The organism is Streptomyces catenulae (genome assembly GCF_000718015.1).
Taxonomy (GTDB): domain Bacteria; phylum Actinomycetota; class Actinomycetes; order Streptomycetales; family Streptomycetaceae; genus Streptomyces; species Streptomyces catenulae.
On record NZ_JODY01000058.1, the window covers coordinates 1 to 19,031 of the forward strand.

Annotated in this window: 12 protein-coding genes and 1 tRNA gene; 12 read left to right on the forward strand and 1 reads right to left on the reverse strand. The window is 71.3% G+C overall.

Annotation, left to right across the window (positions count from 1 at the left end):
• Positions 1 to 160: 160 nt before the first annotated feature.
• Positions 161 to 838, forward strand: a complete 678-nt coding sequence (locus tag IF23_RS0130135) for a DegT/DnrJ/EryC1/StrS family aminotransferase (protein ID WP_030289356.1) — start codon at positions 161 to 163, stop codon at positions 836 to 838.
• 81 nt (positions 839 to 919) lie between these two features.
• Positions 920 to 992, forward strand: a tRNA-Thr gene (locus IF23_RS0130140).
• A 109-nt stretch (positions 993 to 1,101) separates the two neighbouring features.
• On the opposite strand, the gene IF23_RS0130145 is transcribed toward IF23_RS0130140, so the two are convergent.
• Positions 1,102 to 3,753 (reverse strand): SpoIIE family protein phosphatase, encoded by a 2,652-nt coding sequence (locus tag IF23_RS0130145; RefSeq protein WP_245655167.1) that lies wholly within the window; start codon positions 3,751 to 3,753, stop codon positions 1,102 to 1,104.
• 286 nt (positions 3,754 to 4,039) lie between these two features.
• Between IF23_RS0130145 and IF23_RS0130150 the strand changes: the two genes are divergently transcribed.
• The 10 genes from IF23_RS0130150 (at position 4,040) to IF23_RS31750 (ending at position 18,883) form a co-directional block, all read left to right on the forward strand.
• The gene (locus IF23_RS0130150) at positions 4,040 to 9,541 is read left to right on the forward strand and encodes a HAMP domain-containing protein (RefSeq protein WP_037680315.1); all 5,502 of its coding nucleotides are present in this window, start codon (positions 4,040 to 4,042) and stop codon (positions 9,539 to 9,541) included.
• 284 nt (positions 9,542 to 9,825) lie between these two features.
• Entirely contained in the window at positions 9,826 to 10,479 is a 654-nt protein-coding gene (locus tag IF23_RS0130155; protein WP_030289359.1) for a response regulator, read from the forward strand.
• A gap of 137 nt (positions 10,480 to 10,616) precedes the next feature.
• On the forward strand, positions 10,617 to 13,364 hold the full coding sequence (locus tag IF23_RS0130160; protein ID WP_030289360.1) for a DNA translocase FtsK: 2,748 nt from the start codon (positions 10,617 to 10,619) through the stop codon (positions 13,362 to 13,364).
• A 237-nt stretch (positions 13,365 to 13,601) separates the two neighbouring features.
• Positions 13,602 to 14,411 (forward strand): helix-turn-helix domain-containing protein, encoded by an 810-nt coding sequence (locus IF23_RS0130165; RefSeq protein WP_030289361.1) that lies wholly within the window; start codon positions 13,602 to 13,604, stop codon positions 14,409 to 14,411.
• 106 nt (positions 14,412 to 14,517) lie between these two features.
• Positions 14,518 to 15,984 (forward strand): 30S ribosomal protein S12 methylthiotransferase RimO, encoded by a 1,467-nt coding sequence (gene rimO / locus IF23_RS0130170; protein ID WP_030289362.1) that lies wholly within the window; start codon positions 14,518 to 14,520, stop codon positions 15,982 to 15,984.
• Complete coding sequence (pgsA, locus tag IF23_RS0130175; RefSeq protein WP_030289365.1) at positions 15,981 to 16,619, forward strand: CDP-diacylglycerol--glycerol-3-phosphate 3-phosphatidyltransferase; 639 nt, start codon at positions 15,981 to 15,983, stop codon at positions 16,617 to 16,619. Before rimO ends, pgsA begins: the two co-directional genes overlap by 4 nt.
• On the forward strand, positions 16,616 to 17,143 hold the full coding sequence (locus tag IF23_RS0130180) for a CinA family protein (RefSeq protein WP_030289366.1): 528 nt from the start codon (positions 16,616 to 16,618) through the stop codon (positions 17,141 to 17,143). Before pgsA ends, IF23_RS0130180 begins: the two co-directional genes overlap by 4 nt.
• Before the next feature lie 94 nt (positions 17,144 to 17,237).
• Positions 17,238 to 17,618 (forward strand): helix-turn-helix domain-containing protein, encoded by a 381-nt coding sequence (locus IF23_RS0130185; RefSeq protein ID WP_030289368.1) that lies wholly within the window; start codon positions 17,238 to 17,240, stop codon positions 17,616 to 17,618.
• A gap of 243 nt (positions 17,619 to 17,861) precedes the next feature.
• Complete coding sequence (locus tag IF23_RS0130190) at positions 17,862 to 18,332, forward strand: Dps family protein (protein ID WP_030289370.1); 471 nt, start codon at positions 17,862 to 17,864, stop codon at positions 18,330 to 18,332.
• 290 nt (positions 18,333 to 18,622) lie between these two features.
• Entirely contained in the window at positions 18,623 to 18,883 is a 261-nt protein-coding gene (locus IF23_RS31750; RefSeq protein ID WP_169750043.1) for a hypothetical protein, read from the forward strand.
• Positions 18,884 to 19,031 lie beyond the last annotated feature (148 nt).

Below are 19,031 nucleotides of genomic sequence, written 5' to 3' on the forward strand. Positions count from 1 at the left end.
AGGGGACTCTGTGGGAGAGTAGGACGCCGCCGAACAATTTTTAGCTCCGGTCCCCGGAAACCAGTGATGGTTTCCGGGGACCGGAGCATTTTTGCGTTCGGCCACCGGTGGCCGTGTGTGCGTAACGCCTCGTTCACCTCGCGTGGCCAGGATCCGCGGCATGGGGACTGTGGAGACGCTCAAGTCGGCCGGGGTGCGCGCCGGTGACGAGGTCGTGGTGCCGGCGTACGGCAACGCCGAAGTGGCCGAGGCGGTGGTGGAGTTGGGTGCGTTGCCCGTCTTCGCCGACGTCGACGGGGAGAGCTACTGCCTCGATCCCGCCGCGGTGTCCGACGTGGTGACGCGCCGGACCGCCGCCGTCGTCGCGATACACCGCTTCGGGCGGCGGGCCGACGACAGCTGGATTCGGGAACTGGGACGACGGCACGGGCTGTTGGTGCTGGTCGTGGACGAGCCGGGAGCGGCGTCCGAAGGGGCCGAGCGGCGGCGGGCGCACGCGGCGTACCTCGACGGGCGGCTCAAGGGCGTGGAGACCCCGGCGTCCGCGGCGGGGCACACCTATGAGCAGTACGTGGTGCGGGTCCCCGGCAACGGGCGTCCGGACCGGGACGCGTTCGCGCGGGCGCTGCGTGCCAAGGGCGTCGGCTGCCGGATACCCGTACAGGCGCCCGTGTACCGGATGCCGGGGCTGCGGCGGGACGTCTTTCTGCCGCAGACCGAGCGAGCCGTGGACGAGACGTTGGCGCTGCCGCTGCGGGCGGGAATGGAACGGCGGGAGTTGCAGCGGATGGTGGGTGCCTGCAATGCGCTCGGGGGACTGTTGCAGCCCGCGAGGTGACGGCGGCGGGCGGTTTCCTGGAGGGGCCGTGCGCGATTCGGAGCTTCGGCGCAGGTCATGTATGATCTATTCCGCTGGCTCGCCCCAATAGCTCAGTCGGCAGAGCGTCTCCATGGTAAGGAGAAGGTCTACGGTTCGATTCCGTATTGGGGCTCAGAAGAAAAGGCCCCCGCCACAATGGCGGGGGCCTTTTGCATGTGTGGATGGAGAGGGCCGTCTCTTTCCCGCCCGGTGATGATTTGGGCGGGAAAGAGACGGGCTTTCTACTGCTGTGTGGTGGTGGGGATTTCGGGGACGCGCATCGCGAGGATCGCCATGTCGTCCGAGGCCGGTTCGGCGGCGAAGCGTTCCACTGCGCGCAGGACCCGGGCGGCTACCGCGCCCGCCGTCAGGCCCGTACACATCGTCAGGACATCGGTGAGGCCGTCGTCGCCGAGCATGCGGGTGCCCTCGCGGCGCTCGGTGACGCCGTCGGTGACGCAGAGGAGGACATCGCCCGGGTCGAGGGTGACGGTCTGTTCGTACAGCTCCAGGTCGTCCATGACGCCGAGGAGGGGCTGGGGTTCGGCGGCCGGTTCGACCGAGCCGTCCTGGCGGAGGCGGAGCGGGAGCGGGTGTCCGGCGCAGACGACCTTCAGCAGGGCGCTGCCGTCCTCCTGCGGCCACAGTTCGCCGTAGAGCAGGGTGAGGAAGCGGCTGCGGGCGCCTTCGTCGAGGATCGCGGCGTTGAGGCGCTCCAGGACGGCGGGGCCGCCGAAGCCCTCGCGGGCCAGGAGGCGCAGGGCGTGCCGGGCCAGGCCCGTGACGGCGGCGGCCTCGGGGCCGGTGCCGCAGACGTCGCCGATGGCGAAGCCGTACGCGCCGTCGCGGATGGGGAAGAGGTCGTAGAAGTCGCCGCCGACCTCGTTGCCCTCACCGGCGGCACGGTAGATGACCTCGACCTCGACGTTGGGGACGTCCGGCAGCTCCGGGGGGAGGAGGCTGCGCTGGAGGGACTGGCTGATGGCGGTGCGCTCGGAGTAGAGGCGGGCGTTGTCGAGGGCGAGCGCGGCGCGGCGGGAGAGGTCCTCGGCCAGCTCCAGGATCTCCTGGCGGAAGTGCTCCTCGGTCGGTTTGCCCAGGGTGAGCATGCCGATGACGCGGTTGCGGGCGACCAGCGGCAGGACGACGGTCTCGCCGCCGACCGCGGAGGCGGTGGCGAGGGAGGCGCCGGGGCCGGTGGAGGGCCGCGCGGAATCGCCGAGGCCCAGGCTGCGCAGGGAGGTGCGGAGCGCGGCGTCGTGCGCGGCGTCGGTGGGGGCGGTCCACACACGGGCGCCCGGGGTGGGCACCGGCTCGGGCGGATCGACCTTCAGCAGCAGGGTCTTGAGGCCGTCGATGCGGTCCTCGTCCTCGTGCAGGACGTAGGACAGCTCGGGCTCGGACGCCTGGTCGGCGACGGTGTAGACGGCGCACCAGGTGGCGAGGGTGGGGACCGTCATCTGGGCCATCAGCGCCAGTGTCTGGTCGCGGTCGAGGGTCCCGGCGAGCAGGTCGGACGCCTCGACGAGGAAGGAGAGGGAGCCGCGGCGGAGCTTCTCCAGCTCGGTCAGGCGGGCCCGTTCGACGGCGAGGGCGATGCGGTCGGCGGCGAACTGGAGATGCAGTGCCTCTTCGTTGGTGTAGCGCCCGGCGCTCTCCGCGGCGACGCCGAGCGAGCCGGTCAGCCGGCCCTCGACCTTCAGCGGGACGGTGACGACGGAGCGCATCCCCGTGCCGTTGAGGAGGGGGACGGCGCCGGGGACGGCGGTGAGGTCCTCGTGGACGGAGGGCATCCGGGCGGAGCCGTAGCGGCCCGAGCCGGTCTCGACGGGGACGCGGGCGAAGCGCTGGCGGGCGGAGGGCAGGCCGGTGGAGGCACGGACCTCCAGCTCCGTCTCGTCGTCGGTGGCGAGCAGCAGATAGGCGGCGTCGCCGTCGAGCATGTCGCGGGCGCGCTCGACGGTGCGCTGGAGCAGACCGTCGAGGTCGTCGGGGGCGGGGGAGCCGATGAAGACCTCGAACGGGTCGGACGGGCGGCCGTCGGCCCGGGAGGTCTGCGAGGCGGCGTCCGGTGCGGGGGTGCGGGTCGGGCTCTGCAGCACGGCGCGTTCGTGGTCGCGGACGAGGAGGCAGACGGTGGACGCCTCGCCGTCGGCGTCGCGGACCCGCAGATGGGAGGCGTAGACGGGCAGGACGCGGCCGTCGGCGCCGCGGACGCCGTAGGAGCCCTCCCAGCGGGAGAGGCGCAGGGCCTCGGCGATGCCGGTGCCGGTGCCGGGGGTGTGCGGCCAGGCGGCGATGTCGGTGAGGGGTTTGCCGACGACCTGCTCGGCTTCGTAGCCGAAGAGGCCGGTGGCGTCGTCGTTCCAGGCGCTGATGCAGCCGCCGCGGTCGATCTGGACGACGGCGACGCGGACGCGGTGGTCGGCGACGGGCAGCGCGTCGACGGGGAGCGCGGGACCGGCGGCGCGGGTGCCCGCCGGGCGCTCGGGCAGGTCGAGGCGGAACCAGACGTACTTGCGGTCGGGGGAGTACTCGACGCCCCAGCGGGCGGCGAGCGCGCCGCACAGGAGCAGTCCGCGGCCGCCCTCGCGGTCCGGGTGGACCAGGACGCGGCCGGTGTTCTGGAGCGGGATCTCGCGCTCGGGGTAGCGGTCGGCGACGGAGATACGGACGCCGCTCTCCTCGCGCAGGCACAGGACGTCGGCGGCGGTTCCGGCGTGCACGACGGCGTTGGTGACCAGTTCACTGGTAAGGACGACGGCGTCGTCGACGATGTCGCCGTATCCCCAGCCCTGGAGGGTGTCGCGGACGAACGCACGGGCCTGGGCGACCGAGCGCCCGACCGGTTCGAAGGTGGCGGCGGCCCGCGCGGTGATCACTGGTCTCCTCATGCGTGTGTCGGTGATCTGGTCCCCCATACCTGCGGCGCCCCTCCGATTACCTGTCGTGCGTGTGCCACCGTCTCGGGCGGGAAGCCGTGCGGGTGGACAGCCCGGTGCCAGGTTACTTACCTTCGCCGCGGCTGCGGATGCCGGTCACGGGTGATTCCGCCCCGATCGTGCCCAGGGACGGTATGCGATGCTGCCGAACTGTTATGGCCTGGTTGGGCCATGGTGAAACACTGGGCAGGCATCAGGAGAAAGCCCGGGAACGGTCGACCCTTGCGGGAGGGACACGGTGGAGTCTGGCGCAGCGGCGCGGGGCGCAGGCACGCGCGCGAAAGGCGGACGATCCCGGAACGGCGGGACGACCGAGGTGGACACGGCGGCCCTGAACCGGCTGCTGGTCGCCCTGGCCGCCATGCGGGACGGCAATTTCCGCAAGCGGCTCACGGTCTCCGGCGACGGGGTCATGGCCGAGATCGCGGCGGTGTTCAACGAGGCCGCGGACCGCAATCTGCATCTGACGGGTGAGCTGGCGCGGGTGCGCCGGGTCGTCGGACGTGAGGGAAAGCTCACGGAGCGGCTGGAGGTCGGCGCCTGCGAGGGGTCCTGGGCGGCGGCGATCGACGCGTCCAACGCGCTCGTCGACGATCTCGTGCGGCCCGTCTCCGAGGTGGGCCGGGTGCTGTCGGCGGTGTCCGAGGGCGATCTGGAACAGCGGATGGATCTGCGGTCGCGCAGTTCGGACAGCTCCTCGGAGCATCCGCTGCGCGGGGAGTTCCTGAAGGTCGGGCGGACGGTCAACGGTCTGGTCGACCAGTTGTCGGCCTTCACCGACGAGGTCACGCGGGTGGCCAGTGAGGTCGGTACGGAGGGCAAGCTCGGCGGCCAGGCGCGGGTGCGCGGGATGTCGGGCTCCTGGAAGGACCTCACCGAGTCCGTCAACACGATGGCGGCGCGGCTGACCGCGCAGGTGCGTGACATTGCTCTCGTCACCACGGCGGTGGCCAAGGGTGACCTCTCGCGGAAGGTCACCGTCCACGTCGAGGGCGAGATGCTGGAGCTGAAGAACACCGTCAACACGATGGTGGACCAGCTCTCGTCGTTCGCCTCCGAGGTGACGCGCGTCGCACGCGAGGTCGGTACCGAGGGGGAGCTGGGCGGCCAGGCGCGGGTGCCGGGTGTCGCCGGGGTGTGGAAGGACCTCACCGACTCCGTCAATCTGATGGCGGGCAACCTCACGGCGCAGGTGCGGGGGATCGCGCAGGTCACCACGGCGGTCGCCAACGGCGATCTGTCGCAGCGGGTCACGGTGAGCGCGCGCGGTGAGGTGGCGCAGCTCGCCGACACGATGAACACCATGACGGAGACGCTGCGGACCTTCGCGGACGAAGTGACGCGGGTGGCGAACGAGGTCGGGGCCGAGGGGCAGCTCGGCGGGCAGGCGCAGGTGCCGGGCGCCGCCGGTACCTGGAAGGACCTGACGGACTCGGTCAACACGGCGTTCCGTAACCTCACCGCGCAGGTGCGGGACATCGCGCAGGTGACGACGGCGGTGGCCAACGGTGACCTGTCGCAGACGGTCACGGTCGATGTCGCCGGTGAGATGTTGGAGTTGAAGAACACCGTCAACACGATGGTGGGGCAGCTCTCCGCGTTCGGTGCGGAAGTCACGCGGGTGGCGCGGGAGATCGGTGTCGAGGGTGAGCTGGGCGGCCAGGCGGCGGTGCCGGGCGCGGCGGGCACCTGGAAGGACCTCACCGACTCGGTGAACACCGCGTTCCGTAACCTCACGGGGCAGGTCCGCAACATCGCGCAGGTGACGACCGCCGTCGCCAACGGTGACCTCTCGCAGAAGGTGACGGTCGACGTCTCCGGCGAGATGCTCCAGCTGAAGAACACCGTGAACACCATGGTGGATCAGTTGTCGTCCTTCGCCGACCAGGTCACGCGGATGGCCCGGGACGTGGGTACGGAGGGCCGTCTGGGCGGTCAGGCGCGGGTGGACGGCGTCAGCGGCACCTGGAAGGAGCTGACCGACTCCGTCAACTTCATGGCGGGGAACCTCACCTCGCAGGTGCGGCAGATCGCGCAGGTGACGACGGCGGTGGCGCGCGGCGACCTGTCGCAGAAGATCGATGTGGACGCGCGCGGCGAGATCCTGGAGCTGAAGAACACCATCAACACGATGGTCGACCAGCTCTCCGCCTTCGCCGAGCAGGTCACCCGGGTCGCCCGGGAGGTCGGTACCGACGGGCGGCTGGGCGGTCAGGCGCAGGTGCCGGGCGTCGCCGGGGTGTGGCGGGATCTGACGGACTCGGTGAACGGCATGGCCGGGAACCTCACCGCGCAGGTCCGCAACATCGCGCAGGTCGCGACGGCGGTCGCCCGCGGTGACCTGTCGCAGAAGATCGACGCGGATGCCCGGGGCGAGATCCTGGAGCTGAAGAACACGCTGAACACGATGGTGGACCAGCTGTCGTCGTTCGCGGACCAGGTGACGAGGGTGGCCCGCGAGGTCGGCACCGAGGGCATCCTCGGCGGCCAGGCGGAGGTCCAGGGCGTCAGCGGTACGTGGAAGGACCTCACCCAGTCTGTCAACGGCATGGCGAACAACCTGACCTCGCAGGTGCGCAACATCGCCGAGGTGACGACGGCGGTGGCGGACGGCGACCTGTCGAAGAAGATCACCGTCGACGCCAAGGGCGAGATCCTCGAACTGGTCACCACCGTCAACACGATGGTCGATCAGCTCTCGTCCTTCGCGGAGCAGGTCACCCGGGTCGCCCGTGAGGTGGGCACCGAGGGGCAGCTGGGCGGTCAGGCGCGGGTGCCGGGCGCGACCGGTATCTGGCTGGACCTCACCGACAACGTCAACCTGATGGCCAACAACCTGACGATTCAGGTGCGGAACATCTCACAGGTCTCGGCGGCGGTCGCCAACGGCGATCTGACGAAGAAGGTGACGGTCGAGGCGCGCGGCGAGGTCGCGCAGCTCGCCGACACCGTCAACACCATGGTCACCACCCTCTCGTCGTTCGCCGACGAGGTGACGCGGGTGGCGCGCGAGGTGGGCACCGACGGCATCCTCGGTGGCCAGGCGCGGGTGCCCGGTGTCGCGGGGACGTGGAAGGACCTCACGGAGTCGGTGAACTCCATGGCCAACAACCTCACCGGCCAGGTCCGCAACATCGCCATGGTCACCACCGCCATCGCCAAGGGCGATCTGACCAAGAAGATCGACATCGATGCGCGGGGCGAGATCCTGGCGCTGAAGACCACCATCAACACCATGGTCGACCAGCTGTCGTCCTTCGCCGAGCAGGTCACCAGGGTGGCCCGCGAGGTGGGTACGGAGGGTCAGCTGGGCGGTCAGGCGCAGGTGCGGGGCGTGGCCGGTACCTGGAAGGACCTGACCGAGTCGGTGAACGAGATGGCGGGCAACCTCACCCGTCAGGTGCGGGCCATCGCCGCGGTCGCCGCGGCGGTCACCCTCGGCGACCACAACGTCCGTATCGACGTCGACGCGGCGGGCGAGATCCTGGAGCTTCAGGACAACGTCAACACCATGATCTCCACGCTCCGCGAGACCACGCTCGCCAACGAGGAACAGGACTGGCTCAAGGGCAACCTCGCCCGGATCTCCGGTCTGATGCAGGGCAGGCGGGATCTGAAGGACGTCGCCACGCTCATCATGAGCGAGCTGTCGCCCGCGGTCTCCGCCCAGCACGGCGCGTTCTTCCTCGCCGCCCGGCCCGACGGCCAGGAGCTGGGCGCGGACGGCGGTGAGCGCGGCGCGTACGAGCTGCGGCTGATGGGGTCGTACGGCTACGCGATGGGGGCGATGCCGACGACGTTCAAGCCGGGCGAGACGCTGATCGGGACGGCTGCCGAGGAGGGCCGCACGATCCTGGTGGAGAACGTGCCCTCCGGCTATCTGAAGATCGCGTCCGGGCTGGGGGAGGCGCCTCCGGCGAATGTGATCGTGCTGCCGGTGCTCTTCGAGGACAAGGTGCTGGGCGTGATCGAGCTGGCGTCGTTCCAGCCGTTCACCCAGATCCAGAAGGACTTCCTCAGCCAGATCGCCGAGATGATCGCGACAAGTGTCAACACCATCTCGGTCAACACCAAGACGGAGGTGCTGCTCCAGCAGTCGCAGGAGCTGACCGAGCAGCTGAAGGAGCGTTCCGCCGAGCTGGAGAGCCGGCAGAAGGCGCTGGAGCTGTCCAACTCCGAGCTGGAGGAGAAGGCCGAGCAGCTGCGGGCGCAGAACCGCGACATCGAGGTGAAGAACACCGAGATCGAGGAGGCGCGGCAGGTCCTGGAGGAGCGCGCCGAGCAGCTCGCGGTCTCGATGCGCTACAAGTCGGAGTTCCTGGCGAACATGTCGCACGAGCTGCGCACGCCCCTCAACTCCCTGCTGATTCTCGCCAAGTTGCTGGCCGACAACGCCGAGGGGAACCTCTCCCCGAAGCAGGTGGAGTTCGCCGAGACGATCCACGGGGCGGGCAGCGATCTGCTCCAGCTGATCAACGACATCCTCGATCTGTCGAAGGTCGAGGCGGGCAAGATGGACGTCTCGCCGACGCGGATCGCGCTGGTCCAGCTCGTCGACTACGTCGAGGCGACGTTCCGCCCGCTGACCGCCGAGAAGGGGCTGGAGTTCGCCGTCCGGGTCTCGCCGGATCTGCCCTCCACCCTGCACACCGACGAGCAGCGGCTGCTGCAGGTGCTGCGCAACCTGCTGTCGAACGCGGTGAAGTTCACCGACAGCGGCAATGTCGAGCTGGTGATCCGTCCGGCCGGTTCGGACGTCCCGGTGGCCATCCGTGAGCAGCTGCTCGAACACGGTTCGCTGCGGGACCCGGACGCCGAGATGATCGCCTTCTCGGTCACCGACACCGGTATCGGCATCGCGTCCAGCAAGATGCGGGTGATCTTCGAGGCGTTCAAGCAGGCGGACGGCACGACCAGCCGGAAGTACGGCGGTACGGGCCTGGGCCTGTCGATCAGCCGGGAGATCGCACGGCTGCTGGGCGGCGAGATCCACGCCGCGAGCGAACCGGGCCGCGGCTCGACGTTCACGCTGTACCTGCCGCAGAACCCGGGCGGGCTGCCGCCGCAGGGCTACCCGGCGCTGGTGGCCGGGGGCCTGGCGATGGACGCCGAGGCGCGCGAGACGGAGGTCGGGCGGCAGGCGGCCGAGGAGGCGGCGCGGGTGGCCGAGGAGCAGGCGTCGGTGGGCGCGCTGAGCCGTCGCCGCCGGCGCGGGCTGACCGGCGGCGCACGCCGGGCGGCGCTGCCCGCCCCGCAGCGTCCCGAGAGCGCCGCGCCCGAGCCGCCCGCACCTGCCCGGCAGCCGGAGGAGCACTGGCTCGGCAACGGCCAGGATCTGGTGGAACCGGCCGCGAGCGGCGGTTTCCACGGCGAGAAGGTGCTCATCGTCGACGACGACATCCGGAACGTCTTCGCGCTGACCAGCGTCCTGGAGCAGCACGGTCTGTCGGTGCTCTACGCGGAGAACGGCCGGGAGGGCATCGAGGTCCTGGAGCAGCACGACGACGTCGTCCTGGTACTGATGGACATCATGATGCCGGAGATGGACGGCTACGCCACGACGGCGGCGATCCGGAGGATGCCGCAGTTCGCGGGGTTGCCGATCATCGCGCTGACCGCCAAGGCGATGAAGGGGGACCGGGAGAAGAGCATCGAGTCCGGTGCTTCGGACTACGTCACCAAGCCGGTCGACACCGACCATCTGTTGTCGGTCATGGAGCAATGGATGCGCGCGAGGTGACGGAGCGTCCAGTATGGAAGCGGAAGAGGATCACCGGGTGCTGAGGCACGGTGGCCGCGGACGTGGCGCGACGCACGGCGGGGGAACCTTCCGGCCCCCTCCGGCGTTTCCGCTACGTACACGGTGACATCGCGGTGACAGGGTGTGGCGACGAGCGGGGTGCAGCTACGATGACCGGCACAAGGACGGGCGGCATGACGGAGTCGCCCCTTGGGGCGGCGTCCGGTTCTTCCCCAAGTCCTTCGGACAGGGGAGGCCCCATGCCGGGGCGAGGAGGTCGGGCCATGGTGCAGAAGGCCAAGATCCTCCTGGTCGATGACCGGCCGGAGAATCTGCTGGCGCTGGAGGCGATCCTCTCCGCGCTCGATCAGACGCTGGTGCGGGCATCGTCCGGGGAGGAAGCGCTCAAGGCGCTGCTCACGGATGATTTCGCGGTGATTCTGCTCGATGTGCAGATGCCGGGGATGGACGGTTTCGAGACCGCGGCGCACATCAAGCGCCGCGAGCGCACCCGCGACATCCCGATCATCTTCCTGACCGCGATCAACCACGGTCCGCACCACACCTTCCGGGGCTACGCCGCCGGTGCGGTGGACTACATCTCCAAGCCGTTCGACCCGTGGGTGCTGCGCGCGAAGGTCTCGGTCTTCGTCGAGCTGTACATGAAGAACTGCCAACTGCGGGAGCAGGCGTCGCTGTTGCGCCTCCAGCTGGAGGGCGGCCGGGTCGACGAGGCGAAGGAGTCGGCCGGGCTGCTCGCGGAGCTGTCGGCGCGGCTGGCGGCGGTCGAGGAGCAGGCGGAGGCGCTCTCCAAGCAGCTCGACGAGTCGGCGGACGCGGCGGCGGTGGCGACCGCCGCCCATCTGGAGCGGAAGCTGACCGGGCTGCGGCGGGCGCTGGACGCGCTGGAGCCGGGCGCGGGCGGCTCCGCGGGCTGACCGCCGGGGCGCCGCCGTTCGGCTGACGGCGGCTCACGTACCGCGGGGGACATCCGTCCTGACATTCCGGTACGACACGTTCGGGTGAAGCGCCGTGTGCTCGTGTCTGCTCCGGCGGCGCCTGTAATCTCGTCACCATGGCCTCACGTACGTCCGGCAAGGGAACCCCACGCACGGCGGGCCCCTCGAAGCAGCGCGCCGGAGCGTCCGGGGGCGCCGCCAAGAAGACCGCCACGAAGAAGGCGGCTGCCCGCAAGCCACCGGTGAAGAAGACCGCCGCGAAGGCGCCGCCCCGCAAGGCACCCGCCAAGCGGGCCGCGGCGAAGAAGGCGCCGCCGAAGCCCGCACCGTCCCCGACCGGCGGCATCGTGCGTTTCCTCCGGGGATGCGTCCGGGCGTGCGGGGTGGTGTTCCGCGGGATGGGCCGCGGCGCGAAGAACCTCGACCCGGCGCACCGCAAGGACGGCCTCGGGCTGCTGCTGCTCGGCATCGCCCTGGTCGTCGCGGCCGGTACCTGGTCCAACCTCAGCGGTCCGGTCGGCGATCTCGTCGAACTGCTGGTGACCGGCGCGTTCGGGCGGCTCGACCTGGTCGTGCCGATCCTGCTGGCCGGGATCGCCATCCGGCTGATCCGCCACCCCGAGCAGCCCGAGGCCAACGGCCGGATCGTGATCGGGCTCTCCGCGCTGGTCATCGGCGTCCTCGGACAGGTCGCCATCGCCTGCGGGTCGCCGGGGCGGGACGACGCCACGGGCGTGCGGGACGCGGGCGGCTATGTCGGCTGGGCGGTCTCCAAGCCCCTGATCTTCACCCTCGGGCAGATGCTGGCGGTGGCGCTGCTGGTGCTGCTGACGGTGTTCGGCCTGCTGGTCGTCACGGCCACCCCGGTCAACGCCATCCCGCAGCGGCTGCGCGCGCTCGGCGCCCGGCTCGGTGTGCTGGAGACCGCGCCGGAGGCGGAGTGGGTGGACTGGGCCGACGACGAGGAGGAGTGGGAGGAGCGTCCGGCGCGCCGCTCGCGCCGGTCCGTCGCCGCGGAGGCGGGCGACCCGGACGCGCTGGAGGCGGAGGCGCTGGCCGAGCGGAAGCGCCCGCGCAAGGAACCGGCGGCGCCCGCCGTGGCGCGGCCCAAGGACGCGGTGGACGTCGCGGCGGAGGCGGCGGCGGCGCTGGACGGCGCGGTGCTGCACGGTGTCCAGCCCTCCCCGATCGTCGCCGGTCTCAGCAGCAGCATCTCCGGTGAGCGCCGGGGCGGCGGCGAGGGTGCCACCCCGTCCGGTGCGGTGCCCCCGGCCCGTGCCGCGCAGCCGTCGTCGGACGGCCCGTCGTCGGTGCCGGACTTCACCAAGACGCCGAAGGAGCCGGACGGCGGGCTGCCCGCCCGCGCCGAGCAGCTCCAGCTGGCGGGCGACATCACGTACGCGCTGCCCTCGCTGGACCTGCTCTCCCGGGGCGGCCCGGGCAAGACCCGCAGCGCCGCCAACGACGCGATAGTGGCCGCGCTGACCAACGTCTTCCAGGAGTTCAAGGTCGACGCGGCGGTCACCGGCTTCACCCGCGGGCCGACGGTCACCCGGTACGAGGTCGAGCTGGGCCCGGCGGTCAAGGTCGAGAAGATCACCGCGCTGGCGAAGAACATCGCGTACGCGGTGGCCAGCCCGGACGTGCGGATCATCAGCCCGATCCCCGGCAAGTCCGCGGTCGGCATCGAGATCCCCAACACCGACCGCGAGATGGTCAACCTCGGCGATGTGCTGCGGCTGGCCGACGCGGCGGGCGACGAGCATCCGATGCTGGTGGCGCTCGGCAAGGACGTCGAGGGCGGCTACGTCATGGCCAACATGGCGAAGATGCCGCACATCCTCGTCGCCGGTGCCACCGGTTCCGGTAAGTCCTCCTGCATCAACTGTCTGATCACCTCGGTGATGGTCCGGGCCACCCCGGAGGATGTGCGGATGGTGCTGGTCGACCCCAAGCGCGTCGAGCTGACCGCGTACGAGGGCATCCCGCACCTGATCACGCCGATCATCACCAACCCGAAGCGGGCGGCGGAGGCGCTGCAGTGGGTCGTGCGCGAGATGGATCTGCGCTACGACGACCTCGCCGCGTACGGCTACCGCCACATCGACGACTTCAACGAGGCGGTCCGCAACGGCAAGGTCAAGCCGCCCGAGGGCAGTGAGCGCGAGCTGGCGCCGTATCCGTATCTGCTGGTCATCGTGGACGAGCTGGCGGACCTGATGATGGTCGCGCCGCGGGACGTCGAGGACGCGATCGTCCGCATCACCCAGCTGGCGCGGGCGGCCGGTATCCATCTGGTGCTCGCCACCCAGCGGCCGTCGGTCGACGTCGTCACGGGTCTGATCAAGGCGAACGTCCCCTCCCGGCTCGCCTTCGCCACGTCCTCGCTCGCCGACAGCCGGGTCATCCTCGACCAGCCGGGCGCCGAGAAGCTGATCGGCAAGGGCGACGGCCTCTTCCTGCCGATGGGTGCCAACAAGCCGGTCCGGATGCAGGGCGCGTTCGTCACCGAGGCCGAGGTGGCCGCGGTGGTGCAGCACTGCAAGGATCAGATGGCGCCGGTCTTCCGCGACGACGTGACGGTCGGCGGCAAGCAGAAGAAGGAGATCGACGAGGACATCGGCGACGACCTCGACCTGCTCTGCCAGGCCGCGGAGCTGGTGGTCTCGACGCAGTTCGGCTCCACCTCCATGCTCCAGCGGAAGCTGCGGGTCGGCTTCGCCAAGGCGGGGCGGCTGATGGACCTGATGGAGTCGCGGAACATCGTCGGGCCGAGCGAGGGTTCCAAGGCCCGCGACGTCCTGGTGAAGCCGGACGAGCTGGACGGAGTGCTCGGAGTGATCCGGGGGGAGGCTTCCGGGTAGAAAATACCGAGCGATTCACCCGTACGAGTCATGCGTGCGGGCGCCAAAGCAACCGTTTCTCCTGCCGATACGTCAAGTTGAGGGAGGTGAGGGAACGATGCTTCACCAGCGGAGCCGGAGGCGTCGCCACCGGCGTACCGATGGCGTACGGACTCCGTCCGCCCGCTTGCCCGTCCCTTTCGGTCCACCCCTAGACTGAACGTCCAGCAGGTGGCTACACGCTCGAAAGGCGCCCCCGTGTCCATCGGCAACTCCCCAACTGACGACCGGCCTTCCGTCGGTCGAGCCATCCAGCAGGCCCGTATCGCGGCGCGGCTGACCGTCGAAGAGGTCAGCGCGTCGACACGGGTGCGTATCCCCCTTGTCCATGCGATCGAACAGGACGACTTCTCCCGCTGCGGCGGCGACGTCTACGCCCGGGGCCACCTGCGTACGCTCGCCCGCGCCGTCCAGCTCGATCCCGGTCCGCTGATCGAGCAGTTCGACGCCGAGCACGGTGGGCGGCCCGAGCCGACGCCCGCCGCGCCGCTCTTCGAGGCCGAGCGGATCCGGCCCGAGCGGCGCCGCCCCAACTGGACGGCCGCGATGGTCGCCGCGATCGTCGCGGTGGTCGGCTTCGTCGGCTTCACGCTGTTCAGCGACGGCGGGCAGGGCGGCGGGATCTCCGTCGCCGGGGGCGACACCAACCCCGAGAAGAAGCCCACCCCGCACCCCCACACCACCCCCGCCAAGCACCCCCGTCCCGATCCGGAGCCCTCCGACAGCGCCATCGCCGGGCTGCCGAAGGACAAGGTGACGATCAAGGTCATCGGCCGTGGCGGCCAGAGCTGGATCTCCGCGAAGGACGCCAACGGCAAGCTGCTGGAGGACGGTCTGCTGCGGGAGGGCGAATCCAAGACCTTCACCGACAAGGAACGCATCGACCTCGTCCTCGGCAACGCCGGAGCCGTACAGCTGTACGTGAACGGCAAGGAGGTCAAGGAGGTCGGCGACCAGGGCTCCGTGGAGCGGCTGAGCTACACCCCGGGCGACCCGCAGGCCGGCTGAACAGGCCGGGCCTCCGCCGCCGCCGTGCGCTTCCCGGACACCGGAAAGCGCACGGCGGCGGACCTGCGCGCGAGGGGTACGTCCGGGACGAAGTAGGCTGAGCCCCATGCCCGAACGCCGTACCGTCGCCCTTGTCACTCTTGGCTGCGCCCGTAACGAGGTGGACTCGGAGGAGCTCGCAGGCCGCCTGGCAGCGGACGGCTGGGACCTCGTCGAGGACGCCGCCGATGCCGATGTCGCCGTCGTCAACACCTGCGGCTTCGTCGAAGCCGCCAAGAAGGACTCCGTCGACGCCCTGCTGGAAGCCAACGATCTGAAGGATCACGGCCGCACCCAGGCCGTCGTCGCCGTCGGCTGTATGGCCGAGCGCTACGGCAAGGAGCTGGCCTCGGCGCTGCCCGAGGCCGACGGTGTGCTCGGCTTCGACGACTACACCGACATCTCCGACCGCCTCCAGACCATCCTCAGCGGCGGCAACGTCGAGGCGCACGCACCGCGCGACCGCCGGGCGCTGCTGCCGATCAGCCCCGCCGAGCGGCAGAGCGCCGACGCGGTCGCGCTGCCCGGCCACGCGCAGGACACCCCGCCCGAGGACCTGCCCGAGGGCGTCGCACCGGCCTCCGGGCCGCGGGCGCCGCTGCGCCGCAGACTCGGCAGCAGTCCGGTGGCGTCGGTCAAGCTCGCCTCCGGGTGCGACCGGCGCTGCTCGTTCTGCGCCATCCCCTCGTTCCGTGGCTCGTTCATCTCGCGGCGCCCCTCGGACGTGCTCGGCGAGACCCGCTGGCTGGCGGAGCAGGGCGTCAAGGAGATCATGCTGGTCTCCGAGAACAACACCAGCTACGGCAAGGACCTCGGCGACATCCGCCTGCTGGAGACGCTGCTGCCGGAGCTGGCCGCCGTCGACGGCATCGAGCGGATCCGGGTCAGCTACCTCCAGCCCGCCGAGATGCGGCCCGGGCTGATCGACGTCCTCACCTCCACCGACAGGGTGGCCCCCTACTTCGACCTCTCCTTCCAGCACGCGGCGCCCGGGGTGCTGCGCCGGATGCGGCGCTTCGGTGACACCGACCGCTTCCTGGAGCTGCTGGAGCAGATCCGTTCCAAGGCGCCCGAGGCGGGTGCCCGCTCCAACTTCATCGTCGGCTTCCCCGGCGAGAGCGAGGACGACCTCGCCGAGCTGGAGCGCTTCCTCACCGGCGCCCGGCTCGACGCGATCGGCGTCTTCGGCTACTCCGACGAGGACGGCACCGAGGCCGCCTCGTACGCGGACAAGATCGATCCGGATGTCGTCGCCGAGCGGCTGGCGCGGGTGTCGCGGCTGGCCGAGGAGCTGACCGCGCAGCGCGCCGAAGAGCGTATCGGCGACACCGTGCGGGTGCTGGTCGACCGGATCGACGACGAGGAGGGCGTGGTGGGCCGGGCCGCCCACCAGGCGCCTGAGACCGACGGCGTCACGCTGCTGCGGGGCGCGGACGATCTGACGCCCGGCCGGATGGTCGAGGCGAAGGTCGTCGCGAGCGAGGGTGTGGACCTGATCGCCGAGGTGTGCACCTCCGAGGGGGCGGGCAGATGACGCCGCTGCCGGCTTCCGCCACCGGCGGGCCGCGCCCGGCGGCGGTCCGGCAGGCCGGGCTGTGGAACATCGCCAACGTCCTGACGATGCTGCGGCTGGTCCTGGTGCCGGCCTTCGTGCTGCTGCTGATGCACGGCGACGGGCGGGACCCGGCGTGGCGCTCGTTCGCCTGGGCCGCGTTCGCCGTCGCCATGATCACCGACGTCTTCGACGGTCATCTGGCCCGGTCGTACAACCTCGTCACCGACTTCGGGAAGATCGCCGACCCGATCGCCGACAAGGCGATCATGGGCGCGGCGCTGATCTGTCTGTCGCTGCTCGGCGATCTGCCGTGGTGGGTGACGGGCGTGATCCTCTTCCGGGAGCTGGGCGTCACGCTGCTGCGGTTCTGGGTGATCAAGCACGGCGTGATTCCGGCCAGTCGTGGCGGCAAGATCAAGACATTGGCGCAGGGCACCGCGGTCGGGATGTACGTCCTGGTGCTCACCGGTCCGCTGGCCACGTTCCGCTGGTGGGTGATGGCGGTCGCGGTGGCGCTGACCGTCGCGACCGGCTTCGACTACGTGCGGCAGGCCGTCACGCTGCGCCGGGCCGGGCTCGCCCGCGAGCGCGCCGAGCGGGACGCCGTACGGTGACCGGGTCGGCGGCGCGGGCGCTGGAGCTGCTCGCCGCGCGGGGGGAGACCCTCGCGGCGGCCGAGTCGCTCACCGGCGGCCTGGTCGCCGCCGGGCTGACCGCCGTGCCCGGGGCCTCACGGGTGGTGCGCGGCGCGGTGACCGCGTACGCGACCGAGGTCAAGCGGTCCGTCCTGGGCGTCGACGGCGGGCTGCTGGCCGCGCGGGGCGCGGTGGACGGCGAGGTCGCGCGGCAGATGGCGTGCGGGGTGCGGCGGCTGCTGGAGGCCGACTGGGGCGTCGCCACCACCGGGGTGGCCGGTCCGGACCCGCAGGACGGGCAGCCGGTGGGCACCGTCTACGTCGCGGTCTGCGGTCCCGGTGAGGTGACCGCGGTGCGGCGGCTGGCCCTGGAGGGCGACCGTGAGGGGATCCGCGCGGGCAGCGTCGCGGCCGTGATCGGGCTGTTGCTCGGCGAACTGACAGAAAATACGGGGGCACAGGATACGGAACAACACGGGGGGAAGGGATGTTTGCAGCCCTGAGTGAACACGTACTCGCGCCCGGCACGGCCAGGGCCGAAGGCGGTACGGTGGGGCGAGAAGGATCCGGATCCGAGGTCCGAGGAGGGAGCCAGCGATGATTCTGCTTCGTCGCCTGCTGGGTGACGTGCTGCGCCGACAGCGTCAGCGCCAAGGCCGCACCCTGCGCGAGGTCTCTTCCTCCGCCCGGGTGTCGCTCGGCTATTTGTCCGAGGTCGAACGAGGACAGAAGGAAGCGTCGTCCGAACTGCTCTCGTCGATCTGTGACGCGCTGGATGTGCGCATGTCCGAGCTGATGCGTGAGGTCAGCGACGAGCTGGCGCTCGCCGAACTGGCACAGTCCGCGGCCGCGACCGACCCGGTGCCCGCACCGGTGCGGACGTTCAACGCCGTGTCCGTCGCCTCCCTGACGGGTGTGGCGGAGGACCGCGTGACGATCAAGTCGCCGGCCGATGTGGTGGCGGGCGTCGCCGCCTGACGCACGGCACAGACCATCTGCGGAGCCCCGCCCGGTGATCACCGGGCGGGGCTCCGTGCCGTTCGGGCCCGGGCGCGACCGGTGGCCTCCCCACGGATCCTTGGGCCGAACCGGCCCGGGGCCCCGCGCCGCCGCTCGACTGCTCGCCGTCGGCCGATCGTTTATACGATGGTCGGACCCGTACATTCCCGAGCGTTTCGGGCCTCTGGTGCCGGGGCGCTCGTCCCCTGGAGGAGGAGCTGGATGTCTGTGGTCACGAGCCCGCTGTCCGACGCCGACCGCGCCGTCGTGGGGAAGGCCCTGCAGGGCGCCCTGGTCGACCTGGTGGATCTCTCCCTCATCGCCAAGCAGGTGCACTGGAACGTCGTCGGTCCGCGGTTCCGCTCCGTCCATCTCCAGCTCGACGAGGTGGTGGCCTCGGCGCGGTTGCACGCGGACGAGGTCGCCGAGCGGGCGTCCGCGGTGGGGGTGTCGCCGGACGGCCGGGCGGCGACGGTGGCGAAGACCACCGGTATCGCGGAGATCGCGGACGGCTGGATCAAGGTCGAGGCCGGGGTCGCGGCGCTGGTCACCGCGTTGGGCGTGGTCATCGGGCGGATGCGGGAGCGGATCGACGCGACCGGGACGCCCGACCCCGTCACCCAGGACCTGCTGATCGGACTCACCGGCGACCTGGAGAAACATCACTGGATGTTCCAGGCCGAGGCCCACTGACGGCCGCCGGAGGCCCGCCGCGCGGCCGCGCCACCGGGGCGGCCGTACGGCGGCGTGCGCGGGGCACCGGGCGGCGGGCGGGTACGGCGCACGCATGCGCCGGGGGAGCGCCGATGCGCCCTGCCACACCGTCACCGGGCGCCACTAGCGTCGTACGGGGCAACGGCGGAGCCCGGACGGCGGCCCGGCCGGAGGAGGCGGCGATGAGCGGACACGGAGCAGCCAGGCGCGCATCGGCCGGTCGGAGGGGCCGTCGGCCGGGGCCGCGGGCCGTTTCCGGGGTGCGGGTCGTGGTCGCGGTGCTGGCCGGGGCGGTGTGGTGGTGGGCGGTGGCCCGGCTGGTGTGGTGGCCCGCGAGCGCGGGTCCGGTCGAATCGACGGTGGCCGCGGGCGGCTGGGGGCTGAGCCTGCTACCGGTGCACTGCGTGCCGTGGGCGGGGCGGCGCCGGGCGCGCGGCGACGGCCGGGGGCCGGGGATCCTGCCGCCCGGCGGATGGCGGGCCGTGGGGGAGGACGTGGTGCGCGGGGTGTTCCGGGGGGAGCGGGGCTGAGACCGGGGCGGCGTGGTGCGCGGGGCCGTGGGGTGCGGGGGCCGGGCTTCGGGCGGGGTGGGTGAGGGCCCGGGGTGCGTGAGGTCGGGGGCCGGGCGCGGGACGGAGAGCGGTAGGCCGGGGGCGTGGGCGTTCGGGCGGGCGAGGG